Genomic DNA, 26,929 nt, shown 5'->3' with positions numbered 1-26,929 from the left:
TTCATCCGGGTTACATCATTCGGTCTGCGAGGCACGCCAAAAATGGACGTGAGCGTATTTGGTACGGGGTATGTCGGGTTGATCCAGGCGGCCGCAATGGCCGACGTCGGACACCGCGTTTTATGCATCGACATCGACCCGAACAAGATCCGGCAACTGCAACAGGCCGTCCCCACCATCAGCGAGCCGGGGCTGTCCAACCTGCTCGAAGACAACATCAAGGCCCGACGCTTGTCGTTCAGTTCCCAGGCCAGCGACGCGGTCAATCACGGCGAGCTGATTTTCATCGCCGTCGGCACCCCCGCCGATGAAGACGGCTCGGCCGACCTGAGCCATGTGCTGGCCGTCACCCGGCAGATCGCCGACTTCATGGACAGCGACCGCACCCTGGTCATCAAGTCCACGGTGCCGGTGGGCACCGCCGACAAGGTGGCCGAATGCGCCCGCCAGGCGTTGGCCCGGCGCGGCCTGAAACAGCTAAACGTGCGGGTGGTGTCCAATCCCGAATTTCTCAAGGAAGGCAGTGCCTTGGCCGACTGCATGCGGCCGGACCGGATCATCGTCGGCACTGCCGACCCGGTGGCCCGCGACCAGATGACGGAGCTCTACGCGCCCTTTTGCCGCAACCACGAAAAACTGATGTTCATGGACAACCGCAGCGCCGAACTGACCAAGTACGCCGCCAATGCCATGCTCGCCACCCGCATCAGCTTCATGAACGAACTGGCCAACCTCACCGAACGGCTGGGCGCCGACATAGAAGCGGTGCGCAAGGGCATCGGCTCGGACCCGCGCATCGGTTATCACTTCATCTACCCCGGCTGCGGTTTCGGCGGCTCGTGCTTTCCCAAGGACCTGCGGGCCCTGCTGCACACCGCCGAACAAAGCGGCATGCCACTGCGCCTGCTGCGCAGCGTCACCGACGTCAACGACAGCCAACGGCACATCCTCTTCGAGAAACTGGCGAAGCAATTCCCGGATGGCCTGGCCGGCAAATCGATTGCCATCTGGGGCCTGGCGTTCAAGCCCAACACCGATGACATGCGCGAAGCCCCCAGCCGCTACCTGATGGAAGCGCTGTGGCGCGAAGGCGCCCGGGTCCAGGCCTATGACCCGGAAGCCATGTCCGAATGCCGCCGTCTCTACGGCTACCGCAAGGACCTGAACCTCTGTGCGACCCGCGATGACACCCTGGAAGACGCCGACGCCCTGGTGATCTGCACCGAGTGGAAGAACTTTCGCGTGGTGGATTTCGACCTGCTGGCCAGCAAGTTGCGCGCCCGTGTGATCATCGATGGCCGCAACCTGTACAACCCCGAACACCTGGCCGCCGCCGGGCTGTTGTATCGCGGTATCGGGCTGCGCCACACCGTGCCCGGCACCCCGGCACCAGGGCCACAGGCGTGAACATCCTGGTCACCGGCGCAGCCGGTTTCATCGGCGCCCATGTCGTGTTGCGGCTGCTGCGCGACGGCCATCGGGTGTGCGGGCTGGACAATTTCAACGACTACTACGACCCGCAGCTCAAGCACGACCGCGTGGCCTGGGTGAACGACCAGGTCGGCACCTTCCCCTTGGCGCGGCTCGACCTGGCCGACGCACCGGCCATCGACGAATGGTTCCAGGCCCGGCGCCCGGACGTGGTGATTCACCTCGCGGCCCAAGCCGGCGTGCGCTACTCCCTGGAAAACCCGCAGGCCTATGTCGACAGCAACATCACCGGCTTCCTGAACATCCTGGAAAGCTGCCGCCGGTATCCGGTCAAGCACCTGATCTACGCCTCCTCAAGCTCGGTATACGGCGCCAACCCGCGCACGCCTTATTCGGTGCAGGACAATGTCGATCATCCACTGTCGCTGTACGCGGCCAGCAAGAAATCCAATGAACTGATGGCCCACAGCTACAGCCACCTGTTCGGTATTCCCTGCACCGGCTTGCGGTTCTTTACGGTGTACGGCCCTTGGGGCCGGCCGGACATGTCGCCGATCCAGTTCGCCCGCGCCATTACCGAAGACCGTGTGCTGCAGCTGTTCAACCACGGCGAGCACCAGCGCGATTTCACCTACATCGACGACATCGTCGAAAGCATTGCCCGCCTGATCGAACAGGCGCCCCGGGTCACGCCCTTGCTGGATCACGAACAACCGGGCCCGGCCACCAGCCGCGCACCCTGGCGGATCTACAACATCGGCGGACAGCACCCGGTGGCGCTGCGCACCTATGTCGCGCTGCTGGAAAAACACCTGGGACGCACTGCCCGCGTCGAACTGCTACCTCTGCAAGCGGGCGACGTGCTCAACACCTGCGCCGACGCCAGCGACCTGGCACGGGCCACCGGCTTCACGCCGGGCATCGAACTGGACGACGGCCTGGGCCGCTTCATCCAGTGGTTCCTCGAGTACTACCCACTGCCTGCCCACGCGCCGCTTGCGGCCCAATCTCAGCGGAGGAGTCTATGACCCGACATGAGCAAATCATTGCGATCAATGCCCCCGGACGCGATAAACGTGTCGATCCCGAGCACCGCAGGCGCCTGGACGCGGCCATTCACCGCCAAGGCCGTGGTTGGTTGACCGGTCGCGACGGTGGCCGGCCCTGGACGGTCTCGCGCACCAATCGGGTGGTGGCCGGCCTCGGCGCACTGGCGATCCTGGTGGTCTTCTGCCCGCTGTTGCTGGGCCTGGCACTGCTGGTCAAGTTTTCCAGCCCGGGCCCGGTGCTGTTCGTACAGAAACGCACCGGCTATCGCGGCCGGGTGTTCGGCATGTACAAGTTCCGCACCATGGTCGCCGACGCCGAAGCCCTCAAGGAGTCGCTGCGCCACCTCAACAAACACGGTGCCGATGCCATCGATTTCAAGATCGACAACGACCCGCGCATCACACCTATCGGCCGGTTCCTGCGCCGCAGCAGCCTCGACGAACTGCCGAACCTGATCAACGTAGTGACCGGCGACATGCGCCTGGTGGGCCCGCGGCCGACCTCGTTCAACGCCTATCGCTACAAGGACAACCATCTTGTGCGCCTGAGCATCTACCCCGGCATGACCGGCCTGTGGCAGATCTCCGGGCGCAGCAATATCGACTTCGACCAGCGCGTGGAATTGGACCTCAGCTACATCGCTGAACAAAGCCTGTGGCTGGACTTGAAGATCCTGATGCTTACCCCCTTCAAAGTTTTCAGCGGCCACGGAGCGAGTTAAATGGACGGTTCAACGAATATCCTGACCATAGCCAGCCCGAGCGAGACCAACCTGACCTCGACCGTGCTCGACCCTTCCCTGCGGACCCTGCTCTTGACGTCCGCCAACACCGGCACCGGCACCAGCACCAGCGCCATGGCACTGGCCGCTCAGCTGGCGCAGATGAGCAACGGTCGCGTCCTGCTGGTGGATGCCAGCCAGTCACCGCGCAACCTCAGCCAGCAACTGGCGTTGCACAAGGAACGCGGTTTCACCGACCTGCTGTTCAACAGCCTCGCTCCGCCCCTGTTGCAGGACTGCGTGGTGCAGGCATCCAGCCTGCCCTTCGACGTACTGCCCCACGGTCGCCTGGGCCGCAATGCCGAGCGCCTGAACCCCGAGCGCCTGCGCCCGCTGTTCAGGCAACTGGCGGCGCAGTACCGCTTTGTGGTGATCGACGCCGACGCGGTGTACTCGGCCAGCGACACGCTGGTGCTCAGCACCCAGGTCGATGGCGTGGTGCTGGTGGTGCGCGGTGAAGACACCCGCTGGGAAGTGGCCCAGGCCGCCCGCCAGCGCCTGTCCCAAGCCGGCGCGAAAGTGGTCGGCAGCGTGTTCAATCGCCGCAAGTACTACATGCCCAAATGGCTCTACAACAACCTGTAAGCCCGCAAAAGGATGACGAGATGAACGCCAGAATGCTTGTCCTGCTGTTGCTGCCGCTTGCCGGTTGCTCCAGCACCAGCGATACCCGCTCGATGCCGGTGCAGATCCTCACGGCCGCACCGGCCAACGCCCAGGCCACCGACATGCCCAAGGTCGAACAGACCCTGCGGCCTCAGGACGTGCTGGATGTGATCTTCCACATCAGCACCACCGGGCCCCAGGCCTATCGGGTGCAGCCGGGCGACCAGGTGGCCCTGAACTTCACCGCCGCCAGCCAGCTCAACGGCACGCAACAGGTGATGCCCGACGGCAGCATCGAACTGCCAGGGGCCAACACCTCAGTGAAAGTCGCCGGCCTGACCACCGACGAAGCCCGCCTGGCGGTCCAGCGTGCCTATGACCAGAAGATGCTGTTCCAGCCCAATCGCAACCAATTGACGGTAATGGTGACCAGCCCGCTGAGCAGCGAGACAAACCTGCGCAACACCCTGACCCACCCGGCCACTGGCATGAGCCGGGAGATCATCGTGGGCCGGGATGGTTACGCAAGCTTCCCGGAAATCGGTGCCGTGCCACTGCAAGGCATGACCGTGACCCAACTGGAAACCTTCCTCAACGAGCGCTACGCCCAGTTGCCAGGCCACATGACCGTCGACGTGCTGCTCAAGTCCACCGCCGGCAACGAGATCTATGTCCTCGGTGAGGTGGCGCAGCCTGGTTCCTACCCGATCCGCCGGCCTATCTCAGTCCTCGAGGCCCTGACCCTGGCTCGTGGCACCAACGTCAAGGCCCGGCTCGACTCGGTGGTGATCATGCGGCGCAACGGCAACCAGGTCGAAGCCCGCCACTATGACGTGGAAAAAGCCCTGAGCGGTGACGCCTCGCAGATCGCCTACTTGCAGCCGGAAGACATGCTGTACGTGCCCAAGACCGGCTTGGCCAAAGCCGGTGAAATGGCTCGGCAACTGGCCGACGTGGTGCTGTTCCAGGGCGTTGGCGTCAGCCTCGGCTACCGCCTCGACAACAAAAGCAGCGGCAACAACTGACCCAGGTGACCGATCATGAACCCCAAGGAAAACTATCTGCACGAGTTCTTCAGGATCTTCTTCGCCAACAAGCAGTGGGTGAAGCGCGTCTTCCTGATCTTCGCCGTGATCGCCCTGGTGCTGCCGTTGATGCTCAAGCAGAGCTTCGACATCACCGCCCAGGTGATCGTCCAGTCGAAAAAACTCTCCCAGGGCGACGCCACCACGTCGCTGAACCAGGAAAACGCCACCTTCATCCCGCCATCCCTGGCGGACATGGAAACCGAGAGCAATATCCTGCGCTCACCGGCGTTGATCCGGCAGACCATCAGTGCCCTGCGCGACCAGGGCGACTACACCCCAAGCCCAGGTATTCTCAACAAATGGGTGAGCGAGCCGCTCAAGATGTACATCACCCAGCCCCTGCGCGAGTACGTCATCAACCCGCTGCGCGATGGACTGGGGCTGGAGGTCGATCCGGTGCGCGACACCGTGCTCGATACGCTGACCGACGAGGCCATCGAAAACCTGAAGATCGAGACCCTGCCCGGCTCCAACGTCATCTCCATCGTCTACAGTTTCGGCGACCCGGCCCAGGGCACCCGGTTCGTGGCGCAACTGCTGCAGAACTATCTCAGCAGCCGCCAGGACCTGCAATCGATCGAACTGCCGCAGACCTTCTATGAGCAGAAGAAAGCCCAATACCAGACCCGCCTCGACGGCCTCGAAGGTACTCGGCTGGGGCTGTTGGAAAACATCGGTTCGTCCGATCCCAAGGAAGAAATCACCTTCCGCCTGAACGCCATCAACACCGAAGAACAGGCCCTGAACCTGTACCAGGATCGCCTGCTGCAAAGCCAACGCTGGCTCGATTACCTCAAGACCAGTCTGGCGGCGGCGAACAGCTCCCGGTTCAACGACTACACCTTCCCGTTCACCTTCACCACCACCGTGGACAACATTGCCTTCGAGGACCGGGAGATCAAACAACTGGGCGAGCAACTGACCAGCCAGGTCAGCCGCTACATGAATGACCTGGCGATCTTCCAGCCCAGCAGCGAACCGATGCTGCTGGCCCGGGAACAGATCGTCCGCACGCGCCAGCAGTTCCTGAAAGTGGTCAACAACCGGATCCAGGAACGCACCACCGATCTGGCGGTGGTCAGTTCGGTGATCAATCAGAAAGTCGAACGCATCGCCGCCTTCAAGGAGCGCATCCATCAGTTGCAGGAAACCCAAAGCAAGCTGCGGCAGATGGACACCGAGATCAACGCCTTGCATGCGGCCTTCTCCACCTACGCCCAGCGCTTCGCCGAAGCCAGCACCGCGCGCTCGCTGGACAACGACCTGTCCAACGCCCGGGTCCTGAGCCCGCCGTTCGAACCGACCGCTGCGGCCTTTCCCAAGCCGATGCTGATCATTGTCTTCGGCATGTTCAGCGGCCTGCTGCTGGCGATCGCCCTGGTCTACGTGCGTGAGTTCTTCGATCACCGCTTCAAGCACCCAGCGCAAATCACCCGGCAGTTGGAAGTGCCGGTGCTGCTGGTGATCAACGAACAGTCCCCCGAGCAGGTCAACCCGCACCGCAACTGGAGCCTGCCTAGCCTTGTCCATTGGGTGCGAAATTGAACGCGCCGTTCGACCCGCCCCACCACAGCGGCCCCCTGTCGATCATTCATCTGCTCGACAGCGGTGGCTTCTATGGGGCCGAGCGGATGCTGCTCGATCATTGCCTGGCAACGCCCGGACAGCACCAAGTGCTGTTCCTGGCGGCGCCGCCGACTTTGATCACACGTTTTCGCCAGGCTGGGGTCGATTGCCATCACTGCGCCAGTTGGGCCGAACTGTTGCAGCACCTGCGCCAGCGCCGGGACGAGCGACCGCTGATCAACACCCACAATTTCAAAGGGCTGTTGTTCGGCTGGTCGGCCGCCACACTGCTGCGCCTGCCGCTGGTGATCACCCAGCATGGCTTCACGCCGCGCAGCCCCAAGCAGCGTTTCTACACCTGGCTGAGCCTGCAACTGTGCCGCACCGCCTCGGTCAAGCGAGTGGTCTGCGTGGCCGAAAGCATCGCCACGCTGCACCGCCGGGCCAGCGTGCGAGCGGAAAAACTCGACGTGATTCCCAACGGTCTGCCGGCGGTCACCGCGCCGCTGGCCCACCGCGACGACGAGCAGCACTGGCGGGTCGGCTATGTCGGCCGCTTGAGCAGCGAGAAAGGCCCGGATTTGTTCCTCGACGCCATGATCCCCCTGTGCCAGCGGCATTCGTCGCTGCACGCGGTGATGCTCGGCGATGGCCCGGAACGCCAGGCGCTGCTCAAACGCATCACCGACGCCGGGCTGCCCACGCGCATCGAATTACCCGGCTACCAGACCGACATGAACGCCTGGTGGAGTCGCCTCGACGCGCTGGTGATCAGCTCGCGCACCGAAGGCACCCCGATGATTCTGCTCGAAGCCATGCAGGCCGGCGTGCCAGTGGTGGCGTTCGGCGTCGGCGGCATACCCGACGTGTTGCAGGACCGCCATAACGGCCTGCTCGCGGCACCGGCCGACAGTGCGGACCTGGCGGCGCAGATCGAAACGCTGTTCAGCGAACCGCCCCTGGCACGGATCCTGGCCAACAACGCACGCCGCACCCAACAGGACCGCTACGACCTGCGCACGCTGGCTGAACGCTGGTCGCAGCTTTACATCCGCACGGCACGGGAGGCTCGCTCATGATTGTCCCACTCTCGATCATCAGCCTGCTGGGCCTGGTGTGCCTGGTGTTGCTGGCCAGCCCTTATCCGTTCCTCGCGCCGGGCGCGGTGCTCGGCCTGGTCGGCGTCGCCGCGCTGTACCGCAAGCCCGGCTGGGGTCTGTTGGGCATTGCCGCGCTGGTGCCATTCGAAGGCCTGTTCAAGGACAACGCGTTTTCCGGCAGCAAGTTCTTTGGCCTGGCGCTGATCCTGATCCTGATGCTGCAACTGGCCCTGCACCAGATTCCCGCGACACGCCTGCGCAGCAATATCTGGAAGCCTCTGATCGGCTTCATGATGCTGTACGGCCTGAGCCTGTTGATCTCGGAAAACATGGACATGTCCCTGACCCACCTGCGAGAGCTGACGGTGGGGCTGATTCTATTCGTGATCACCTTGCTGATCGGTCGTGAACTGAACCTGGAGCTGTTCGCCCGCCTCATGACGGTGAGCGTTTCCACCACATGCGTGCTCGCGATGTTCTCGGCCAAATATCAGGATCAGGGCCGCGCTTCCGGCCTGCTGGAGGACCCCAACGCCTTTGCGCTGTTGATTGCGTTCACCGTACCGCTGGCTTTGTGGCTGGTACTGCGCAGCCCGAACCTGTTGCACCGATTGTTCTGGAGCGGGGGTTTCATCCTGTTGCTGGGCGGCATGACCAAGACCGAGTCACGTTCCGGACTGGTGGTGCTGTTGCTCAGTCTCGTGATCGGCTTGTACCACTATCGTGCACAGCTGCCGCGCATCCGTCCGCGGCACCTGGGCTTCGCCATGCTCGGGCTGGCATTGATGATTCCCCTGGCGGTCGCGGTGATGCCCGCCGGCTACGTGGCACGCATCCAGTCGTTGAGCATACTCAGCGCCGGCACCAATGCCCACAAGGACGAATCCCTGGGCCGTCGCGCCTCGTACATCCTGGTCGGCAGCCAGATGATCCGCGAGAACCCGATACTCGGGTCAGGGCCCGGAACCTTCCCCCTGCACTACGCGCCCACCGGCTATGCCAAGGCGTTCTCGGCCAACCGCAAGCTGGGGGACCTGTATCGCCGGGCCCATAACACCTACCTGGAAATCTTCAGCGAAATCGGCGTGCCGGGCGGGCTGATGTTCGTCGGCATGCTTGGCCTTGGCCTGTACAACCTGCTGCACGCCCGTCGGCTCTGGTTGCAGCGCCGCGATTGGGAACAGGCGGACTTGCTGACGCACCTGGGCATGAGTTTCCTGTCGCTGGGGCTGTTCTTGATGTTTCTCAGTGCGCCGAACCACAAGTTGCTGTGGATCATGCTCGCCCTCACCAGCGTGTTGCGCTACGACGCCGAACACGCCGCGCCACAGGAGGCTCGTCCATGAGTGGCGTCAGCATTGTGATCCCGATGTACAACGAGGCCCGGCACATCGGCCGGACCCTGCAGGCGGCCCGGGAAGCAGCCCGCCAGGCAGGCTTGGCGTGCGAGTTGATCGTGGTGGACAACGGCTCCGACGACCATGGCCCGCGCATCGCCAACGAGCTGGGCGCGCGGGTGCTGATCGTCCCGGGCGTGCATATCGGCGCCCTGCGCAATCGCGGCGCGGCTCTCGCCAGCGGCGATTGGCTGGCGTTCATCGACGCCGACATCGAAATGCCGGCCGACGGGTTCAAGCTGTTGCTGGAACTCGAGGGCAATCAGGGCGACGTACTGGGCCTGGACCTCGACACGCCCCGGCAGGCACCGTGGTTCGCCGAAGCCTGGCAGCGCCGCAGTCAACGCCCGGGATCACGCCTCTTGCATCGGGTGCAGTGGCTGCCCAGCGCCAACCTGTTGATGCGCCGCAGTTGGTTCGAGCGGGTCGGCGGCTTCGACGAAACCCTGCGCACCGGCGAAGACAAGGACTTTTCCCTGCGCCTGCGCCAGGCCGACGCGCAATTGCTGTTGGTCAACGAAAGCGTGGCCCTGCACTGGGGCTACGAAGGCAGTTGGCGCGAGTGGATGAGCAAGGAACTGTGGCGCCAGGGCAGTCATCTGCAATTGCTGCGCAGCCATGGCCCGAGCCTGCGCCTGCTGCGCTTCCCGGCCCTGTCCATCGGCGCTTGGTGCTTGGACCTGCTGGCCTTGCTCGCGGTGCTCCAGGGGCAGTTGCGCCTGGCGCTGATGCTGTTGCTGGTCACGGCGCTACCGCCTCTGCTGCTGAGCCTGCGCCAGAGCCGGCGCGACCCGCGCCTGACCCTGCAATTGTGGGCTTTGCATGGGGTGCGCCTGCACCTGACCGGCGCCGCCTTGCTGCTCAACCTGTGTCATTGGAACGTCAGGAGACCTGCCCGTGGCTGAATTCATTTATTGGTCGTGCCTGTTGTTGCCGGTGTACGCCTACCTCGGTTACCCCCTGATGCTGAGCCTGCTGGTGCCGCTGTTTCCGATCCGGCGCTACACGGGGGTGTTGCCGATGAACGTCAGCATTGTCATCGCCGCCCATAACGAGGCGCGGCACATTGAAGAGAAACTGCGCACCTTGCTCGCTCAGGATTACCAGGCGCACTCACTGCAAATCATCCTCGCCAGCGACGGTTCCACCGACGACACGGTGGCTTGCGCGCGCAAGGTGAGCGACCCGCGTATCACCGTGCTCGACCTGCCGCGCCAGGGCAAGGCCGCCGCCCTCAATACCGGTGTCGCCCACAGCCGCGGCGAGATCCTGGTGTTCACCGACGCCGACAACCAATGGGCCGTCGATACCCTCGGCCACCTGCTGGCGCCCCTGGGCGATCCGGAAGTCGGCGCCTGTGCCGGGCATATGGAAATCCCGGTGCCGGGCAAGGGCCTGAGCCTGGGCGACAGCCTGTATCGCCATTACGAAGGCTGGTTGCGGCGGGTGGAGAGCCGCACCGGCTGCATGGTCTCGGCTGACGGCGCCTTGCTGGCCCTGCGCCGGGAACTGTTCCAGCCGATACCGGCGCAGGTCAACGACGACTTCTTCCTCAGTACCTGCGCGCCAGCGGCCGGCAAATCCATCGTCTATGCCCCTCTGGCCCGGGTCACCGACCAGGGCGTGGACGAGGCCGACAAGCAGTTTCGCCGGCGCCAGCGAGTCACCGTTGGCGGATTGCAGAGCCTGGCCCAACGCCGGGAGCTGCTCAACCCGCTGCGTCATGGCCTCTACGCCATCGGGCTGATCAGCCACAAGTTGATCCGCCGCCTGGCGCCGGTGTTGCTGTTGCCCCTGTTGCTGAGCAATGCCTGGCTGTGGAACGACCATCCGTTCTACCGCCTGAGCCTGCTGGCACAGTTGTTCGGCTACGCCATGGCACTGATCGGCTTGATGGATGCCGACCACCGTTTGCCCCGACCCTTTCGCTTGGCCGCGTTCGTGCTGGTGACGCTGGCGGGCATGAGCATCGGGCTCTGGCAGTTCCTGCGGGGTCATCGCTACAGCCAATGGAACCCCGAGCAGAATCGCTAAGGAGAAGAGCCGATGTCGATCAAACAAGTCTTCAAGCGCACCGGCGGCTGGCTGTACCTGAACACGTCCCTGGGCCGCCACCCCCTGCGTGGTGCTGGCGTGATCCTGATGCTGCATCGCGTACTGAACAACGACCGCGCCGCCGAACTGCCCCACCGCAACGAGCTGTGCGTGGGGCCCGACGCGTTTGAACACTTGCTGACCTGGCTGCTACGGCATTTCGAGTGTGTGCCGCTGATGAGCTTGTTGCTGGCTGATCCGGAAAGCGTCCCGAACCGCCCGCGGGTGGCCTTGACCTTCGACGACGGCTGGCGCGACAACGCCATGAACGCCTTTCCGTTGCTGCGCCAATACCAGGTGCCGGCGAGCATTTTCCTGTCCACCGATTTCATCGGCAGTCGCCAGCACTTCTGGTGGGAAAGCATTGGCGAGACCCTGTGGGGCAGCCATGGCCAGGTGGCGCGGCATTCGTTGATCGAGCACTTGCAGCACGCCGGCCGCCCGTTGCCGGTGCTGCTCGATGACATCGACGACGAGCGTCGCAGCCTCGCGTTGCTGCATTACCTGCAAAGCCTCAAGAGCCTCGATCCTAGTACCTTGAGCGAACTCACCGACGCCTGCCCGCAGGGTTCCCAACCTCAGGCCCTGGACTGGTCCCAGGTGCGCATGCTCGAAGATTCCGGCCTGATCCGCTTCGGCCCCCATGGTGCCAGCCACGCGATTCTGACCGGGCTGGACGACCAGCGCCTGCACGAAGAACTGACGCGCAGTTGGACGGCCCTGGAAAACGGTTGCGCACAGCCCTTGCCGGTGTATTGCTACCCCAACGGCGATCACGATGCCCGCGTGCGCCAGCAGGTGGCGGCCCACGGTTTCACCTTCGCCCTGGGCACCGAGGCGGGGCTGTATCGCAACGACGGCGACCCCTTGAATCTGCCGCGCTTCGGCGTCAGTCAGCGCAATGCCCAACATCCTGAATTGCTAGCCTGGCGCATTCGCCGAGGGACACGCCCATGAGCCGCGCCCATTACCTCAAGCACCTGGCTCTGAGCATGGGCACGCGCCTGGCGATGATCGGCCTGCGCCTGCTGCGCAATGTGCTGCTGGCACGGATTCTCGGGCCCAGCGAACGGGGGTTGTTTGCCTTGCTCAGCACCCTGCCGGACCTGATCAGCGCCGCCACCAGCGGCGGCCTGAATTCCGCCGTGGGTTATCAGGCGGCGCAGCAGCGTTCAATGGGTTTGTTACTCAGCCAGGTGCTGGTGTTCGGTTGCCTGCTGGCCGGGCTGCTGACCTTGCTGGTGGTGGCGCTGGTGCGCGAGTTCGGCGGCGAACTGGACATCACCACGCAACTGGGGTTGCTCGCCTGGCTGCTGTTGCTGGCCGTGCCGTTGACCGTGCTCAAAAGTGGCCTGCTGACGCTGCACAACGCCTCCGGTGGCGTAGGCGCCTTCAATGCCTTGCGCCTGCTGGAATCCCTGGCGCCCCTGCTGTTGTTTATCGCGCTGTTCTGGATGTGGAAAGACACGGCACTGGAAGCGGCGTTGATCAGTTGGCTGGCAGGCCTGAGCCTGGTGGTGCTGGCCGGTTGGATGTGGTTGCGCCGCGATCATGTGGTCACCCTGCGCTGGGATCGCAGCCGACAGAACGAACTGTTGCGCTACAGCGCCCGCAGCCACCCGGACCTGTTGTTCCAGCAAGTGATACTGCGCTCGGACTACCTGTTCATCGGCGCCCTGCTGGGCAGCACCGCCCTGGGTCACTACGCGATGGCCAGCGCCGCTGCCGAACTGCTGCTGATCGTGCCGGAAGCCGTCACCACGCCACTGATGAAACGCCTGCTGCAGCAAGACAGCGACATGCAGCGCCTGACCCCCCTGGCCCTGCGCCTGACCGCCACGGTGATGCTCGGCGCGTGCCTGGGCATGGCGCTGATCGGCGAATGGCTGATCGTCACCCTGTTCGGTGTCGCCTACCAACCGGCTTACCCCGCCTTGCTGGCATTGCTGCCAGGGCTGTTCGGGCTGTGCTACGCGAGCATCCTGCGCCTGGATCTGCTGGGCAAGGACCGACCCGGCACGGTGTCGCTGCTGATGGGCGTGGGCGCGCTGCTGAACCTGGCGCTGAACCTGATCCTGATTCCCCGCTACGCCATCGTCGGCGCCGCCGCCGCGTCATCAATCGCCTACCTGGGCGTGACCCTGGCACTGCTGGCGATGTACTGCCGCCTCAGCGGCGTGGCGCTGTGGCAGACACTGATCATCCTGCCCAGCGACTTGCTGCCGATGCGCCAGATGCTGCTGGGGAAATCGGCATGAGCATGGTTGCCCGCCAGACCGCCATCGCGAGCAAGCTCGCTCCCACAGGGTGCGGGGTTGTCCTTGTGAAGGTGGTGGATCAGCTTGCATCCATGGTGAATATGCTGTCCTCTGTGGGAGCGAGCTTGCTCGCGATGGGGCCAGTACGGCATGGGTGGAAAATGGCTGCCGGCCTGTGCCTCTGGGGCCTGGCCTTGTTGGCCCATGGCGCGGCCATGCAATGGACCGGCATCCGCGACGGCAGCCTGTACTTGCAGACCGACCGCCCGGATTACGTGACCGTGCGCTGGGTACCCGCCTGGCAGGCCGACGCCAACACAGAACACCTGTACCTGCTCGACGGCCAGGGGCGCCTGGTGGGTGAACGCCTGATCAAGGCCGCCCAGGAACGTGGCGAGCAGCAGTGGCCTTTGCTGCCGGGGGCCGCCAGCTATCGCCTGGAAATTCCCGGCTACAGTTTCCGCCGCTACACCGTCGAGCACGACGCCCATACCCGGGCGCTGTTCGCCCCTGCCAAAGTACATTTCAATGCCGAAACCCACGACGGCGATGAGCTGTATTTCAAGGTCGCCCCCGGCGAACAGGCCGTGCTGGCGGGCAAGTTCCACGGCGGCGTGCGCAGCCTGCAAGCCCGGCGCGTCGCCGACGGCAAACAGGTGCAGTTGAACCTCAAGCCGTATCCGGTCTATGGGCAGTTCGATCAAGTCGCCCTGCCCGTCGCCAATGTCGAGCAAACCTGGCGCCTGCAATTGCAGGGCAACGGCAAGGCGGCATTCTGGCTGGATGGCACGGCGAACCTGTTCGCCCAAAACCCAGAGCATCTGCAACCGCTGCGCCAGGACCCAGGGCAGGCGCGCCTGAAACTCTATGGCAATGTCCTGGGAACAACCCCGAAACTGGGGGTCTACCTACCCTACGTCATGCCCCCGCCATCGGCCTACCCGGTGATCGAAGCCATCAAGCCCCAGGCCGCCAGCTACTACAGCATGGTCGACATCACCGCAGGCAGGCCGGACTATGAAAATCAGTTTCGGCGCCTGTACCAGGACCACTTCGGCATCACCCGCGACATCACCCTGCTGGCTGGTAGCGCGCGCAAGGCCGACCTGCAGGCCGACCGTGTCAGCATCAACGGTTTGCAAGCCTGGCTCAAGGCGACCCGCGCCCTGGGCGGCAAAGGTGTCCACTACCTCAGTTTCGCCGATGAGCCGAACCTCAATTACCCAGGGTTCGCCAGTTTCCAGCAAGTGTTCCAAAGCATGGCTGCCCAGGTCCGCGCCGATCCTGCCAACGCACGTGCCGGTGTCCGCATCGCCATGCCGGCCAGCTCCCGGTTCACCAACGGCCCCCTCACCGAAAATGCCGCTGACAAGCGCGGGATCGACTGGGCACGGCGTCTACTGGCGACGTCCGACGACCAGATCGACGCCCTGGCCTGGCACGAATGGATGATCCGCGACCTGCTGGCAACGCGGGTCTATCGCCATAGCGTTCGTCAGGCTGCCCACCTTGTGGGATTGAATAGCCAGGGCCGTCCGCGCAAAACCTTACTGCTGGACCAGACCAACATGTCCAGCGGCTCAAGCCTGAGCCCCTACGATCAGGAAACCCACTACGCGGCCCTGTGGTGGACATCCGTGGTCATCAACGCCTCGGCCGACGGCTGGCTGGACATGCTCAACTGGTTCATGCTCGCCGACGAAACCGAGTACCCCAAAGGCATGGTGCGGGTGCTGGACAACCAGCACTTCGAACTCAAGCCGGCGGGGCTGGCCCAGCAGTTCATCCAACAGCATTGGCTCAACCAGGTACTACGCCTGGATAACGACGCCTTCGAAGTCGACGTGCTGGCCATGGCCTCCGACGCGAGACGCAGCCTCCTGGGCGTGAACAAAAGCACGCGCCCGCAACAGGTCAGCCTGGACGGCGCATCCTGCCCCCAGGCGCATGCAGAGCTAGTGTATTTCGGCCCTGACAACCAAAGCCGCAGCGCCCCGTTCAACTGCGAAGCCGGGCAGATCCGTTTTCTCCTGCCAGGGGAAACCGTGTTTGCCCTCGGCTGGACCGCCCTCTCTTCCCCCCAACCCGCCACCCGTCAGGAGGCACCATGAGCGTTCTGCAAGCATTACGTGATGGCATTCAGAAAAAAGGCCTGCGCGCCGTTCTCAAACAGCTGTTCAGGCGCTACGTGTTTTTCCACACCCGACTGGTGTGGCTGGAGCACGATGTGCGGACCCCACTCCCCCCGCATAACCTCAAGCCCTACCCACCGATGCGCCTGGAGTTCATCACAGTCGATAATGCCGATGCTTTTGCCCGGCACTTCGGCGACCGCGTCGAAACCATGCGCGAGCTGGCGGCCGAAGGCTACACAGGCTTGATGTACCTGGATGCTCAGGGCGACACCGTGGGTTTCGCCTGGGGCAGCACGCGAGACTATTTCGACCGCCATTTCTATCGCTGCAACTTCCCGATCAAGCCTGGCGAGTACTTTCAGTTCGGTGGCGAGATGATCCGCGCCTACTGGGGTTCCAGCATGTCGGCGGACATGCAGTTGCAAATGTGGAAAATCATGGCGGACAACGGCTGCGACACGATGGTCGATGTCTGCGATTTGCAAAACACCCCGGCGATCAAGATGCACCTGCGCATGGGCTTCCAGGAGCGCGGCAAGATCACCCACGTGTATCGCCTGTTCGGTCGCTGGCGGTTTTTCCGCGATGCGTTCTACCGCGGCTCGGCACTGAACGCCTTTCGTAAACCGACCCCGCCGCTTGCATCGACTGCGCCGGCCTGATGTCCATGGCAATCCAACTCCCCATCGCGAGCAAGCTCGCGATGGGGTCTTTCCCCAACCGGCCCCCGCCAGGAGGCACCATGAACGTTCTGCAAAAATTGCGTGATCGCATTCGGAAAAAAGGTCTGCGCGCCGTTCTAAACCAGCTGTGCAGGCACTACGTGTATTTCCACGAACAACTGGTGTGGATGGAGCGCGACCTGGTCAGCCCGATACGGCCCAACAACCTCAGGCCCTATACGCCGTTGCGCCGGGAAATCATTACCACCAGTAATGCCGATGCCTTCGCCAGGTACTTTGGCGACCGCGTCGAGACCATGCGCGAACTGGCTGCCGAAGGCCACACCGGGCTCATGTACCTGGACGACAAGGGCAACACCGTCGCTTTCATCTGGGGCAGTACACGGGACTATTTCGACCGCCATTTCTTTCGCTGCTGGTTCCCGGTCAAACCGGGCGAGTTCTTCGAGTTCGGCGGTGAGCTGTACCGCGCTTACTGGGGAACCCAGCTATCGGTGGATTTCCAGCTGGATCTGTGGAAAGCCATGGCCGAGCAGGGTTGCAACAAAGTGGTCGACGTCTTCGAGCTGAGCAACATTCCAGCCGTCAAGCTGCACCTGCGCATGGACTATCAGGAGCGCGGCCAGATCACCCATATGCATTGCTTGTTCGGTCGCTGGCGTTTTTTCCGTGACTCGTTCTACACCGGCTCGATACTGGACTCCTTTCGTAAACCGGCCAAGCCGGTTCCATCCACTGCGGCGGCCTGACGTCCATGACCATCCGGTTCCAATGGTGTCGCTCCCTGGGCGCGGAGGACTTTCCTGTATCAGCTTATGAACAGCTGCGAACCCAGGTGGCCGACGCAACGCCGTTCAACACCCTGGCCTGGCTGCAAGCGGCGGAATTTGCCCTCTTGCCTGATCAGCAATTGCATGTGTTACTGGGCTGGCAGGACCAGGACTTGTCGCTATGCCTGCCCCTGGTTTCGGGACATGAGCGTATCGGCGGACTGCGGTTCCGGGTGTTGCATCACTTGGGTTACCCCTTGGCCGACCGCATCGCCCTGCTGGTGCGCCTGGATGCCGAGGGCATGGGCCAGGCACTGATGCAGATCCGTCAGCAGGTGCCCCACGCGATGTTGCAACTCAATGAAGTGGTGGAGCCGGTCGGCGAGCAAAGCGTCCTTAGTGCCTGGATGGCACTGAGTTCCACCGGAGAGCGGCGACTCAGCTGCCGGGTTCCAGTGCACTTGATCAGCGACAGTGATCATCAGGAAGTCTCTGGCGATCCACGCTACAAGCTGCGTCGGGCGCGCAAGCGGATCGCCGCTTGCGGTGCCGAAATCCGCCGAGTGACGCCGGACGCCATCAGCATCGGACAGCTGTTGCGAGCCTTGGCCGACGTCGAGGCCGCCAGCTGGAAAGGCGAGGAAGGTGTCGGCATCTTCGCCGACCCCAGGCGCCGGCAATGGATGAACCATGCCTTTACCGCTCTCGCCGCCCAAGGACAGGTGCGGGTGGTGATGCTGGAGCTGAACGGTGAATGCATCAGCTATCGCCTCGGCCTGCTGGACCAAGGCCGATTGTATGACTACAACCTGGCGTTCCTGCCGCAGCACGCCGACCTGGGCAGCGGCCGGGTATTGCTCGAGGAGTGGATTCGTTGGGGGTTGGACGAGAACTGGCGCTGGATCGATGCATCACGGGTCAGCCTGGAGAACTCCAGCCATCAGTTACACGAACGCATGACCGGACAACTGGAACACTGGCGTTGGAGTTTTTATTCCTGGCAACCCGATGGCCTGATCCTCGGGCTCGCCTTGCGACTCTGGAAAAGTCTTAAACCCTGGGTTCGCAAACACCCTCCCCAAAAAACCATGGCGACAGATTCCCCCTCTATCCCCAAGGAACAGGAGACCTCGCATGCCCCGCCAAGTGATCATCAACGCTGACGACTTCGGGTTGTGTTTCAGCGAAAACGCGACAATCGTTCGAGCCTTCGAAGCAGGGGTGATCAGTTCCGCCACCGTCATGGCCAATATGCCGGGCTTCGAACAGGCGTGTGTACTGGCCCGACTGCCCCGGCTCAAAGGGCGCATCGGCCTGCATTTCAATCTCAGCCATGGGCAGCCATTGAGCCAGGCCATACAGTCGCGCCCGGCGTTTTGCGATGGGGACGGCCAGTTCGCCTTCAGCCTGTCACGCTATTGCCTGCATCTGGGCTCAAAGGACCTCGCCGCAATACAGGACGAACTGCAGGCGCAATGGCAACGTTGCCTGGACCACGGATTGCGCCCAAGTCACCTCGACTCCCATCAGCACGTACATAACATCTGGCCCATCGGAGCATTGGTGGCGCGCTTCGCTGCGCGGCAAGATGTCCCCATTCGCCTGGCGCGCAACCTCGGACCAAACCTGAATGTCCCCAAGCGCATCTTCAAGACCTTACTCAACCGCCGCCTGCGTCGTCTGTGCGGCGCGACGGCCGACTATGTCTGCACGCCAGCCGACTTGCAGCACGCCGCAGCACCGGACCATGGTTTGCTGGAAGTGATTGTTCATCCAGTGCAATTGGATGGGGATTTCGGCGACACCTACCTGGCTCCTGGCTGCTCGTTGACCCAGGTGCTGCATCAGCGCCTGGCGGGGGTACCGAAGGTGGGGTATGGCAACACTGAGCGGACGTTCGAGCTGGTTCAGCTTGAGGATGCGTAACGCCCCCTGCCATAGAGGCTTGATCGTGGGGAGGGGATTCATTCCCTCCCCCACAAGATTCTCAATCACCGCAGCACACCCCCACCAGCGAAGCACGGCGATCGATGGCCTCGCGCAACCGACGCTTCTGCGCCTCCCAGACGTTGGCATCTACCCGGGGTGAACGCATCAGCGCCAGCATGGCCTCCTTGGCGCTGACGTATTCGCTCCACGCATCCCGGGCCTTGAGACTGCGTCTTTCTTCATCGCTCATGTCCATGCGCCGCAGGGCCAGGGCACATTCGTCCTGGATCAACGGCCCGAGGGTCATCTGGATCTTGTGGGGAGCCCTGAAACACGTCTCTCCGGCAATGATATCCCGCGCCCGGTCCAGGCCCCACTCCAACGCCTGGGCCAGCGGTTCATGCAAGGTACGGTCGTAGAATTCCTCGACCCACACCTGCGCGCTCGGCCGATGGACACCGACAAAAACCTGGGTCATGCCCTGGAGATTGATCCGCGCCTGGACCTCGACTTGCGTGCCGTCCTCCAATAGTTCTTCGTGGTCGCGGCCCGGCAGCCGGCTGTTAACCCAGAGCCAATACTGTGCGCTTCTACGTCGCATCGCGTTGTCCTCCCCTGAAGGAATAGGGAGTAAGGCACAGGGGTTGGGGATTTTCCAGCACCGAAAAGTGCGCTTCGGACGAATGACAGTCGCAAATCCCTGCGCCGTTTTCGGAGAATCTGCTACAAGGCATCTTTGGTTTCGAATAGCGAAGGGCATCGATGTCTTCACTCTTACTTTCCGGCCTGAAACGCCGCTGGTTGGCCTGGCTGTGCATGGGCGCATTGATGGTCGGCCTGCCGGTGGGCTGTGCCGTGTTGCAGCATAAGGAGCGTGAACTGGTCTTTCGCATCGAACCGGGGACGGCGAGCTGGTTCAGTGGGCTGCCCAGCGGCGTGCAGGAGTTCGATCTCAAGCCAAAAAGCTTCAAGGCCGGGGAAAACATCCACGGCTGGTGGTGGCCGGCCGAACGCAAGAATGCACCGGCCATCCTGTATTTGCACGGTGTGCGCTGGAATTTGACTGGCCAGTTGTTTCGTATCCAGCAACTGCGGGCGCTGGGCTATTCGGTGCTGGCCATCGACTACCGGGGCTTTGGCAAAAGCCAGGGAGATCTGCCATCGGAAGCGAGTGTCTATGAAGATGCGCGCATCGCCTGGGAGCATCTCGAAGCGCTGCAACCGGACCCAAGCCTGCGGCTGATCTATGGTCATTCCTTGGGCGGCGCCGTCGCGGTGGATCTCGCTGCGCAGCTCGGTCAGCAGGCAGCGAAAGATGGCAAAGCCCAGGTCCGGGGCCTGGTGATCGAATCCACGTTCACCTCCCTGGGCGATGTCGCCACCGCGATGGCGAATACATCCCTGCCGGTGCGCTGGTTGCTGTCGCAGAAGTTCGACTCCATCGACAAGATCGGCGAGATCAACATGCCGCTGCTGATTGTCCATGGCGCCGCCGACGGCTACGTGCCGCCACGCTTCAGTGAGCAACTGTTCAACGCCGCCCGGGAACCCAAGCGCCTGCTGCTGGTGCCCGGGGCGACGCATAACAACAGCATGAGCCTGGCGGGCAAAAACTACCGGCAGGCGTTGGATGCCCTGATGAAAAGCGCCCCCGCCCCCATGGCCGGAAACGCCCCCACCGGCCCGGCCAAAGCGGGCTGACCCACGGAAATATCCACGCCTCTGCTGTGGGAAGCGGTGGGTCAGTGATGGAATGTTGGGTGTGCCGCCGCCATCGCGAGCAAGCTCGCTCCCACCGTTGAGAACACCTCGAAAAAAACGGTGGGAGCGAGCTTGCTCGCGATGGCAGTGGGTCAGGCGACGATGAACCGTCAGGATCCCGCGCCAAACCGATCACGGCTGTTGGTCAGGTGCAGCCACATGGCGGCGCGGGCGGCGTCCGGGTCCTGGCGCTTGATCGCGTTGAAGATCGCCTCGTGCTCAAGGTTGGCCAACTGCGCCAGCTTGCTGAGATCGGCCTGGCCGCGCTCGGCCACGTTCACGCGGGTCCGGGGAATCATCGCACTGCCCAGGTGCTGCATGATTTCGACAAAACAGGCGTTGTCCGTGGCTTCGGCGATGAGCAGATGGAAACGCCGGTCGGCTTCGACACAGCTGTCGTTGTTGTTGGACAACCGCTGATAGTCATCCAGCGCCTGGCGCATCTGCTGCAACTGGGGTTCGCTGCGGCGCTGGGCCGCCAAGGCGACGGCCTGGGTCTCCAGGCCCAGGCGCAGTTCCAGGATCGCCCGCACCCCCGCGGCGGTGTCGACATTCAGGCGCAACCCTGGCTCGCCGGTTTGCGCCAGCACGAAGGTGCCGATGCCGTGGCGGGTCTCTACCAGCCCCGAAGCCTGCAACTTGGAAATCGCCTCGCGCACCACCGTCCGGCTGACGCCATGGGCCTGCACGATGGCACCTTCCGATGGCAGCTTCTCACCCGGTTTCAACTGCCCCAGCAAGATGCTCTGGCTCAGCTTCGTCACCAGGTCATGGGCCAGGTTATGGGTACGCTTGCGCAGGGGCGCGTCGGTGTCTTGCGGCATCGCCGGGGTTCCTTGAAAACAGGCTGACTGATCGTATCACCAGCCGACGTCGGAAATCTCATCGTCAAGCCATCAACTTGTATGACAACACTCAAGATCAACCCATCGGAGCAAAAATCACCCCTTTAAAAAACGGCTTCGCGCAAGCCAGACAGACGCTGGATAAAATCACAATAGCCGGACATCCCCAACAAATACGGCATAAAAACGCCATTCACCTAATCCAATGATGCTGAAAAACCGCTTGTCATCCAAAAAAATCAAGTTGTATGATGTCTATCAACATCGGCACTTGCACGATGCCCCGCATAAAAATAACGAGTGGGAGAAAAACCAGTGAACACATCCAGCCCCAAGGCGAATGCCGGCGCGGATCCGGTGCTGCTGTCGGCCATTTCCAAGGTCAAGCGCCACATCCTGCCGCTGTTCGTCATCATGTTTATCGTCAACTACATCGACCGCGTGAACATCGGCTTCGTCCGTGCCCACATGGAGCACGACCTGGGGATCGGTGCCGCCGCCTACGGCTTAGGCGCCGGCCTGTTCTTCGTCGGCTACGCGCTGTTCGAAGTCCCGTCCAATATCCTCCTGCAACGCATCGGCGCCCGCATCTGGCTGACCCGCATCATGCTCACCTGGGGCCTGGTGGCGGCGGCCATGGCCTTCATCCAGAACGAAACCCACTTCTACATCCTGCGCTTTTTGCTGGGCGTGGCCGAAGCCGGGTTCTTCCCGGGGGTGATCTACTATTTCACCCGCTGGCTGCCCGGCGTCGAGCGTGGCAAAGCCATCGCCATCTTCCTCAGCGGTTCAGCCATTGCGTCGCTGATCTCCGGCCCGCTGTCGGGGCTGCTGCTGCAAATCAACGGCCTGGGCATGCACGGCTGGCAGTGGATGTACTTCATCGAAGGGATGTTTTCCGTCTGCCTGTGCGTCTTCGTCTGGTTCTGGCTGGACTCCAAGCCCCATGACGCCAAATGGCTGAGCCGTGAAGAACAGGATGTGCTGGTCAAGGCCATCGACGATGAGCAGCGGGCACGGGAAGCCGCCTCGCCGATCAAACTGTCCATCGGCCAGTTGCTCAAGGACCGCCAGATCATCCTGTTTTGCCTGATCTACTTCTTCATTCAATTGACGATCTATGCCGCCACGTTCTGGCTGCCGAGCATCATCAAGAAAATGGGCGAACTGAGCGACATTCAGGTCGGGCTGTTCAATTCGATCCCGTGGTTGCTGTCCATCGTCGGCATGTACGCCTTCGCCTCGCTGTCGGCCAAGTGGAAATTCCAGCAGGCCTGGGTCGCCGCAGCCCTGTTGATCGCGGCGGCCGGGATGTTCATGTCTACCACCGGCGGACCGATTTTCGCCTTCGTCGCCATCTGCTTCGCGGCCCTGGGTTTCAAATCGGCATCGTCGTTGTTCTGGCCGATTCCCCAGGCTTACCTGGACGCCCGGATCGCCGCCGGGGTGATTGCCCTGATCAACTCGGTGGGCAACCTCGGCGGGTTCGTCGCCCCGACTACGTTCGGCCTGCTGGAAGAGCACACCGGCTCGATCCAGGGCGGCCTCTATGGCCTGGCGGCCACCTCGATCATTGCCGCGATCATCGTGTTTGCCGCACGCAACACGCCTAAGCCCAAAGCCGTGACGACGCCGTCCGATCCGGCCACCAGCCACCTCTGATCATTCGATTGCCAAGGATAAGTACAGATGAGTATTCCTGAAACCCGCAAAGCCCCGATCATCACCAGCATGCAGGTCGTGCCCGTGGCCGGCCATGACGGCATGCTGCTGAACCTCAGCGGCGCCCATGGTCCGTTCTTCACCCGCAATATCGTCATTCTCAAGGACAACGCCGGCCACACCGGCGTAGGCGAAGTGCCCGGCGGCGAGCGCATTCGCCAGACCCTCGAAGACGCCCGCTCGCTGGTGGTCGGCAGCCCCATCGGCACGTACCAGAAGATCCTCAACACGGTCCGCCAGGCCTTCGCCGACCGCGATGCCGGCGGCCGTGGCCTGCAGACCTTCGACCTGCGCATCACCATCCACGCGGTCACTGGCCTGGAAGCGGCGCTGCTGGATCTACTCGGCCAACACCTGGACGTACCGGTCGCCGCCCTGCTCGGCGAAGGCCAGCAGCGCGACGAAGTGAAGATGCTCGGCTACCTGTTTTATGTCGGTGATCGCCAGCAGACCGACCTGGCCTATCGCAGCGAACCGGACGCCGACAACGACTGGTTCCGCGTGCGCCACGAAAAGGCCCTGGACGCCGACGCCGTGGTCCGCCTGGCCGAAGCGGCCCAGGCCCGCTATGGCTTCCAGGACTTCAAGCTCAAGGGCGGCGTGCTCCAAGGCGACGCAGAAATCGAAGCGGTCACGGCATTGGCCGAACGTTTTCCCCAGGCACGCATCACCCTGGACCCGAACGGCGCCTGGTCACTCAAGGAAGCGATCCGTTTGTGCCGTGACCAACACAACGTGCTGGCCTATGCCGAAGACCCTTGCGGTGCCGAGAACGGCTATTCGGGGCGCGAGGTCATGGCCGAATTCCGCCGCGCCACGGGCCTCAAGACTGCGACCAACATGATCGCCACCGACTGGCGCGAGATGGGTCACGCCATCACCTTGCAGTCCGTGGACATTCCCCTGGCCGACCCGCACTTCTGGACCATGCAGGGTTCCGTGCGGGTAGCGCAGATGTGCAACGAGTGGGGCCTGACCTGGGGCTCGCACTCCAACAACCACTTCGACATTTCCCTGGCGATGTTCACCCACGTGGCCGCCGCGGCACCGGGCGACATCACCGCCATCGACACCCACTGGATCTGGCAGGACGGCCAGCGACTGACCAAGGCGCCCTTGCAGATCCAGGGCGGCTGCGTACAGGTGCCGAAAAAACCGGGGTTGGGGATCGAGCTGGACCTCGACCAATTGGCCAAGGCCCATGAGTTGTACAAAGGCATGGGCCTGGGGGCGCGGGACGATGCGGTGGCGATGCAGTTCCTGATTCCGGGCTGGACGTTCAACAACAAGCAGCCGTGCCTGGTTCGTTAAAGCGACCGATATCCCTTGTGGGAGCGAGCTTGCTCGCGATGGCGGTGGGTCAGCCACATTGCTGTCGACTGACACTCCGCTATCGCGAGCAAGCTCGCTCCCACATTTGGATTCATGAGCGCCACCGTCATCGTTCGCCTTCAGGCTTTTGTAAAACCTAACCCTCCGGCCGCATGATCAACACCGCCAACGGCGGCAGGTTCAGTTCCAGCGACAGGGCCTGGCCATGGCTGGGCACCTCTTCGGTGAAGGCGCCGCCGCCGTTGCCGTAGTTGGAACCGGCGTAGGTGTCGGCGTCGCTGTTGAGCAATTCCACCCAACGACCGGCGAACGGCACGCCGACCCGGTAGGCCTCGCGCGGCACCGGGGTGAAGTTGGCAACCACCAGCACCGGCTTGCCCTCCTTGCTCCAGCGCAGCCAGGCGTAGACGCTGTTGAGCGCATCGTCGCCAATCAGCCACTGGAAGCCCTGGGGCGCATCATCCTGGTCATGCAGCGCCGGTTCTTCGCGGTACAGCCGGTTCAGATCGCTCACCAGCTTCTGCACACCCCGGTGCTCAGGGTATTGCAGCAGGTACCAATCCAACTGCTGGTCGTGGTTCCACTCGCGCCATTGGCCGAACTCGCACCCCATGAACAACAGCTTCTTGCCGGGATGGCCCCACATGAAGCTGAGGTAGGCCCTCAGGTTGGCGAATTTCTGCCAGCGGTCACCGGGCATCTTGTCGATCAGCGAGCGTTTGCCATGGACCACTTCGTCGTGGGAAATCGGCAGTACGAAACGTTCGGACCAGGCATACACCAGGCCGAAACTCAGTTCGTTATGGTGATGGGCGCGGTACACCGGGTCTTGCTGGATGTAGTGCAGCGAATCGTGCATCCAGCCCATGTTCCACTTGTAGGCAAAACCCAGGCCGCCCTGCTGGGTACTCTGGCTGACCCCCGGCCACGCGGTGGACTCTTCGGCGATGACCAGCGCACCAGGGGTTTCCAGCGCCACCACATCGTTGAGGTGCCGGAGGAAATCGATGGCTTCGAGGTTTTCCCGACCGCCGTGGCGGTTGGGCACCCACTCGCCGGCCTTGCGCGAATAGTCGCGGTACAACATCGAGGCCACGGCATCCACCCGCAGGCCATCGACGTGGAAATGCTTGAGCCAGTGCAACGCCGAAGCCAGCATGAAACCGTGCACTTCGGTGCGGCCCAGGTTGTAGATCAGCGTGTCCCAATCCTGGTGGAAACCCTCCAGCGGGTTGCCGTATTCGTACAGCGCGGTGCCATCGAACTGGGCCAGGCCGTGGGTGTCGGTGGGGAAATGCGCCGGCACCCAGTCGAGGATGACGCCGATATTGGCCTGGTGACAGGCGTTGACGAACGCGGCGAAATCGTCGGGCGATCCGAAGCGTGCCGTTGGCGCGAATTGCGACAGCGGCTGATAGCCCCAGGAGCCGCCGAACGGGTGTTCCATGATCGGCATCAGCTCGATGTGAGTGAAGCCCAGATCCCTGACATACGGAATCAGCCGCTCGGCCATTTCATGCCAGTTGTATTGCCGGGCCACCTCGCCCGCTTCGTCGATTTCGCACTGCCAGGAGCCGGCATGCAACTCATAGATCGACAAGGGCGCGCCCGGTAGCTGGCGTTCGCGACGACTCTGCATCCACTCGTCGTCCTGCCACTCGATCTTCAAGGGCGAGGCGACTTTCGACGCCGTGTCCGGCGGCATCTGCGTGGCCAGCGCCACCGGGTCGGCCTTGAGGGGCAGGATGCCGTGGGCGCCGAGGATTTCATATTTGTAACCTTCACCGGGGCCAAGCCTCGGGATGAAGATCTCCCACACGCCGGATGGATAACGGATGCGCATCGGATGCCGGCGCCCGTCCCAGACGTTGAAGTCCCCCACCACCGAGACGCGTCGTGCATTCGGTGCCCACACGGCGAAGCGCACGCCCTCGACACCGTCGACGGTGGTCAGCTGTGCACCGAGGCAGGAACTGAGGTCGCGGTGATTGCCCTCGGCGAACAGGTAGAGGTCCATCTCCCCCAGCAATGGGCCGAAGCTGTACGGGTCTTCGGCAACCTGCTCGCCGCCGGCCCAACGGGTGCGCAGCAAGTACGCCTGGGCGCGATCGAAATGGCCGACGAACAATCCCGGGGTTTCGGTGGGTTGCAGTTCCCCCAGTTCTTCGCCGCCCTCCCGGGCCAGCACATGCACGCTCAAGGCGCCAGGCAGGTAGGCGCGGATGAACTGGCCGCCGGCGCCGTCGCCATGGGGACCCAGGATGGAAAACGGATCGTGATGTTCGGCGCGCACCAGCGCGTCGATGTCATGGAGGGCCGGCAACAAGGATTCATTGGCCTGCCCCTGGGGTTCTTTGTTCGAGACGCTCATGATTCTCTCC

At 63.1% G+C, this 26,929-nt stretch carries 23 protein-coding genes; 20 read left to right on the top strand and 3 right to left on the bottom strand.

Going from position 1 to position 26,929, the window contains the following annotated elements; all coding sequences use genetic code 11:
* Window positions 1–42: 42 nt before the first annotated feature.
* The 17 genes from BLU85_RS05285 (at window position 43) to BLU85_RS05205 (ending at window position 18,885) form a co-directional block, all read left to right on the top strand.
* A complete protein-coding gene (locus BLU85_RS05285) occupies window positions 43–1,407 on the top strand; it encodes a UDP-glucose dehydrogenase family protein (RefSeq protein WP_092199120.1) in 1,365 nt (454 codons plus the stop codon).
* A complete protein-coding gene (locus tag BLU85_RS05280) occupies window positions 1,404–2,459 on the top strand; it encodes an NAD-dependent epimerase (protein ID WP_092199123.1) in 1,056 nt (351 codons plus the stop codon). Before BLU85_RS05285 ends, BLU85_RS05280 begins: the two co-directional genes overlap by 4 nt.
* Window positions 2,456–3,202 carry a sugar transferase gene (locus BLU85_RS05275; RefSeq protein WP_092199126.1) on the top strand — a complete coding sequence of 249 codons (747 nt, stop codon included), beginning with the start codon at window positions 2,456–2,458 and terminating at the stop codon, window positions 3,200–3,202. Before BLU85_RS05280 ends, BLU85_RS05275 begins: the two co-directional genes overlap by 4 nt.
* Entirely contained in the window at window positions 3,203–3,847 is a 645-nt protein-coding gene (locus tag BLU85_RS05270; protein WP_092199129.1) for a CpsD/CapB family tyrosine-protein kinase, read from the top strand.
* A gap of 20 nt (window positions 3,848–3,867) precedes the next feature.
* Window positions 3,868–4,893, top strand: a complete 1,026-nt coding sequence (locus BLU85_RS05265) for a polysaccharide biosynthesis/export family protein (protein WP_092199132.1) — start codon at window positions 3,868–3,870, stop codon at window positions 4,891–4,893.
* A gap of 15 nt (window positions 4,894–4,908) precedes the next feature.
* On the top strand, window positions 4,909–6,501 hold the full coding sequence (locus tag BLU85_RS05260; RefSeq protein WP_092199135.1) for a GumC family protein: 1,593 nt from the start codon (window positions 4,909–4,911) through the stop codon (window positions 6,499–6,501).
* Entirely contained in the window at window positions 6,498–7,601 is a 1,104-nt protein-coding gene (locus BLU85_RS05255; protein ID WP_092199138.1) for a glycosyltransferase family 4 protein, read from the top strand. Before BLU85_RS05260 ends, BLU85_RS05255 begins: the two co-directional genes overlap by 4 nt.
* The gene (locus BLU85_RS05250; RefSeq protein ID WP_092199141.1) at window positions 7,598–8,968 is read left to right on the top strand and encodes an O-antigen ligase family protein; all 1,371 of its coding nucleotides are present in this window, start codon (window positions 7,598–7,600) and stop codon (window positions 8,966–8,968) included. Before BLU85_RS05255 ends, BLU85_RS05250 begins: the two co-directional genes overlap by 4 nt.
* On the top strand, window positions 8,965–9,924 hold the full coding sequence (locus BLU85_RS05245; RefSeq protein ID WP_092199144.1) for a glycosyltransferase: 960 nt from the start codon (window positions 8,965–8,967) through the stop codon (window positions 9,922–9,924). The genes BLU85_RS05250 and BLU85_RS05245 overlap by 4 nt, the downstream gene beginning before the upstream one ends.
* Entirely contained in the window at window positions 9,917–11,053 is a 1,137-nt protein-coding gene (locus BLU85_RS05240) for a glycosyltransferase family 2 protein (RefSeq protein ID WP_092199147.1), read from the top strand. The genes BLU85_RS05245 and BLU85_RS05240 overlap by 8 nt, the downstream gene beginning before the upstream one ends.
* Before the next feature lie 12 nt (window positions 11,054–11,065).
* A complete protein-coding gene (locus BLU85_RS05235; protein ID WP_092199150.1) occupies window positions 11,066–12,070 on the top strand; it encodes a polysaccharide deacetylase family protein in 1,005 nt (334 codons plus the stop codon).
* Window positions 12,067–13,371, top strand: coding sequence for a lipopolysaccharide biosynthesis protein (locus BLU85_RS05230; protein WP_092199153.1), 1,305 nt, complete (start codon window positions 12,067–12,069; stop codon window positions 13,369–13,371). Before BLU85_RS05235 ends, BLU85_RS05230 begins: the two co-directional genes overlap by 4 nt.
* 161 nt (window positions 13,372–13,532) lie before the next feature.
* A complete protein-coding gene (locus tag BLU85_RS05225) occupies window positions 13,533–15,482 on the top strand; it encodes a hypothetical protein (protein ID WP_256326595.1) in 1,950 nt (649 codons plus the stop codon).
* Window positions 15,479–16,168: a GNAT family N-acetyltransferase gene (locus BLU85_RS05220; protein WP_092199156.1), complete on the top strand. Its 690-nt coding sequence runs from the start codon at window positions 15,479–15,481 to the stop codon at window positions 16,166–16,168. Before BLU85_RS05225 ends, BLU85_RS05220 begins: the two co-directional genes overlap by 4 nt.
* Window positions 16,169–16,248: 80 nt before the next feature.
* Window positions 16,249–16,938 carry an N-acetyltransferase gene (locus BLU85_RS05215; protein ID WP_092199159.1) on the top strand — a complete coding sequence of 230 codons (690 nt, stop codon included), beginning with the start codon at window positions 16,249–16,251 and terminating at the stop codon, window positions 16,936–16,938.
* 5 nt (window positions 16,939–16,943) lie between these two features.
* Window positions 16,944–18,122 carry a GNAT family N-acetyltransferase gene (locus BLU85_RS05210; RefSeq protein WP_092199162.1) on the top strand — a complete coding sequence of 393 codons (1,179 nt, stop codon included), beginning with the start codon at window positions 16,944–16,946 and terminating at the stop codon, window positions 18,120–18,122.
* Window positions 18,094–18,885 carry a ChbG/HpnK family deacetylase gene (locus BLU85_RS05205; RefSeq protein WP_092199165.1) on the top strand — a complete coding sequence of 264 codons (792 nt, stop codon included), beginning with the start codon at window positions 18,094–18,096 and terminating at the stop codon, window positions 18,883–18,885. Before BLU85_RS05210 ends, BLU85_RS05205 begins: the two co-directional genes overlap by 29 nt.
* A 61-nt stretch (window positions 18,886–18,946) precedes the next feature.
* Here BLU85_RS05205 and BLU85_RS05200 read toward each other — a convergent pair whose 3' ends face one another.
* Window positions 18,947–19,489, bottom strand: a complete 543-nt coding sequence (locus BLU85_RS05200; protein ID WP_092199167.1) for a hypothetical protein — start codon at window positions 19,487–19,489, stop codon at window positions 18,947–18,949.
* A gap of 161 nt (window positions 19,490–19,650) precedes the next feature.
* Here BLU85_RS05200 and BLU85_RS05195 point away from each other — a divergent pair, with 161 nt between their 5' ends.
* Window positions 19,651–20,589, top strand: coding sequence for an alpha/beta hydrolase (locus BLU85_RS05195; protein ID WP_256326594.1), 939 nt, complete (start codon window positions 19,651–19,653; stop codon window positions 20,587–20,589).
* A gap of 170 nt (window positions 20,590–20,759) precedes the next feature.
* On the opposite strand, the gene BLU85_RS05190 is transcribed toward BLU85_RS05195, so the two are convergent.
* Window positions 20,760–21,473 (bottom strand): FadR/GntR family transcriptional regulator, encoded by a 714-nt coding sequence (locus BLU85_RS05190; RefSeq protein ID WP_092199170.1) that lies wholly within the window; start codon window positions 21,471–21,473, stop codon window positions 20,760–20,762.
* A gap of 336 nt (window positions 21,474–21,809) precedes the next feature.
* Here BLU85_RS05190 and BLU85_RS05185 point away from each other — a divergent pair, with 336 nt between their 5' ends.
* Together BLU85_RS05185 and gudD are read left to right on the top strand one after the other, a co-directional pair.
* A complete protein-coding gene (locus tag BLU85_RS05185; RefSeq protein ID WP_092199173.1) occupies window positions 21,810–23,156 on the top strand; it encodes an MFS transporter in 1,347 nt (448 codons plus the stop codon).
* Window positions 23,157–23,183: 27 nt separating this feature from the next.
* Entirely contained in the window at window positions 23,184–24,527 is a 1,344-nt protein-coding gene (gudD, locus tag BLU85_RS05180; protein ID WP_092199176.1) for a glucarate dehydratase, read from the top strand.
* A 157-nt stretch (window positions 24,528–24,684) separates the two neighbouring features.
* Here the strand turns inward: gudD and glgB are convergent, their stop codons facing one another.
* Window positions 24,685–26,919 carry a 1,4-alpha-glucan branching protein GlgB gene (gene glgB, locus BLU85_RS05175; RefSeq protein ID WP_092199179.1) on the bottom strand — a complete coding sequence of 745 codons (2,235 nt, stop codon included), beginning with the start codon at window positions 26,917–26,919 and terminating at the stop codon, window positions 24,685–24,687.
* Window positions 26,920–26,929: the final 10 nt, after the last annotated feature.

Origin of the sequence: Pseudomonas sp. NFACC14, assembly GCF_900106885.1 — a bacterium.
Lineage (GTDB): Bacteria > Pseudomonadota > Gammaproteobacteria > Pseudomonadales > Pseudomonadaceae > Aquipseudomonas > Aquipseudomonas fluorescens_AA.
Note: the sequence above shows the minus strand (reverse complement) of the source record. Positions and strands in the feature narration are given on the sequence as shown.

Excerpts from the sequence above, each read along its gene's own strand:
- BLU85_RS05285 (WP_092199120.1), top strand. The coding sequence starts at position 43 with ATGGACGTGAGCGTATTTGGTACGGGGTATGTCGGGTTGATCCAGGCG.
- BLU85_RS05250 (WP_092199141.1), top strand. The coding sequence starts at position 7,598 with ATGATTGTCCCACTCTCGATCATCAGCCTGCTGGGCCTGGTGTGCCTG.
- BLU85_RS05205 (WP_092199165.1), top strand. The coding sequence starts at position 18,094 with ATGCCCCGCCAAGTGATCATCAACGCTGACGACTTCGGGTTGTGTTTC.
- BLU85_RS05210 (WP_092199162.1), top strand. The coding sequence starts at position 16,944 with ATGACCATCCGGTTCCAATGGTGTCGCTCCCTGGGCGCGGAGGACTTT.
- BLU85_RS05270 (WP_092199129.1), top strand. The coding sequence starts at position 3,203 with ATGGACGGTTCAACGAATATCCTGACCATAGCCAGCCCGAGCGAGACC.
- BLU85_RS05220 (WP_092199156.1), top strand. The coding sequence starts at position 15,479 with ATGAGCGTTCTGCAAGCATTACGTGATGGCATTCAGAAAAAAGGCCTG.
- BLU85_RS05190 (WP_092199170.1), bottom strand. The coding sequence starts at position 21,473 with ATGCCGCAAGACACCGACGCGCCCCTGCGCAAGCGTACCCATAACCTG.
- BLU85_RS05215 (WP_092199159.1), top strand. The coding sequence starts at position 16,249 with ATGAACGTTCTGCAAAAATTGCGTGATCGCATTCGGAAAAAAGGTCTG.
- BLU85_RS05275 (WP_092199126.1), top strand. The coding sequence starts at position 2,456 with ATGACCCGACATGAGCAAATCATTGCGATCAATGCCCCCGGACGCGAT.
- gudD (WP_092199176.1), top strand. The coding sequence starts at position 23,184 with ATGAGTATTCCTGAAACCCGCAAAGCCCCGATCATCACCAGCATGCAG.
- BLU85_RS05200 (WP_092199167.1), bottom strand. The coding sequence starts at position 19,489 with ATGCGACGTAGAAGCGCACAGTATTGGCTCTGGGTTAACAGCCGGCTG.
- BLU85_RS05260 (WP_092199135.1), top strand. The coding sequence starts at position 4,909 with ATGAACCCCAAGGAAAACTATCTGCACGAGTTCTTCAGGATCTTCTTC.
- BLU85_RS05245 (WP_092199144.1), top strand. The coding sequence starts at position 8,965 with ATGAGTGGCGTCAGCATTGTGATCCCGATGTACAACGAGGCCCGGCAC.
- BLU85_RS05235 (WP_092199150.1), top strand. The coding sequence starts at position 11,066 with ATGTCGATCAAACAAGTCTTCAAGCGCACCGGCGGCTGGCTGTACCTG.
- glgB (WP_092199179.1), bottom strand. The coding sequence starts at position 26,919 with ATGAGCGTCTCGAACAAAGAACCCCAGGGGCAGGCCAATGAATCCTTG.
- BLU85_RS05195 (WP_256326594.1), top strand. The coding sequence starts at position 19,651 with ATGTCTTCACTCTTACTTTCCGGCCTGAAACGCCGCTGGTTGGCCTGG.
- BLU85_RS05230 (WP_092199153.1), top strand. The coding sequence starts at position 12,067 with ATGAGCCGCGCCCATTACCTCAAGCACCTGGCTCTGAGCATGGGCACG.
- BLU85_RS05265 (WP_092199132.1), top strand. The coding sequence starts at position 3,868 with ATGAACGCCAGAATGCTTGTCCTGCTGTTGCTGCCGCTTGCCGGTTGC.
- BLU85_RS05225 (WP_256326595.1), top strand. The coding sequence starts at position 13,533 with ATGGCTGCCGGCCTGTGCCTCTGGGGCCTGGCCTTGTTGGCCCATGGC.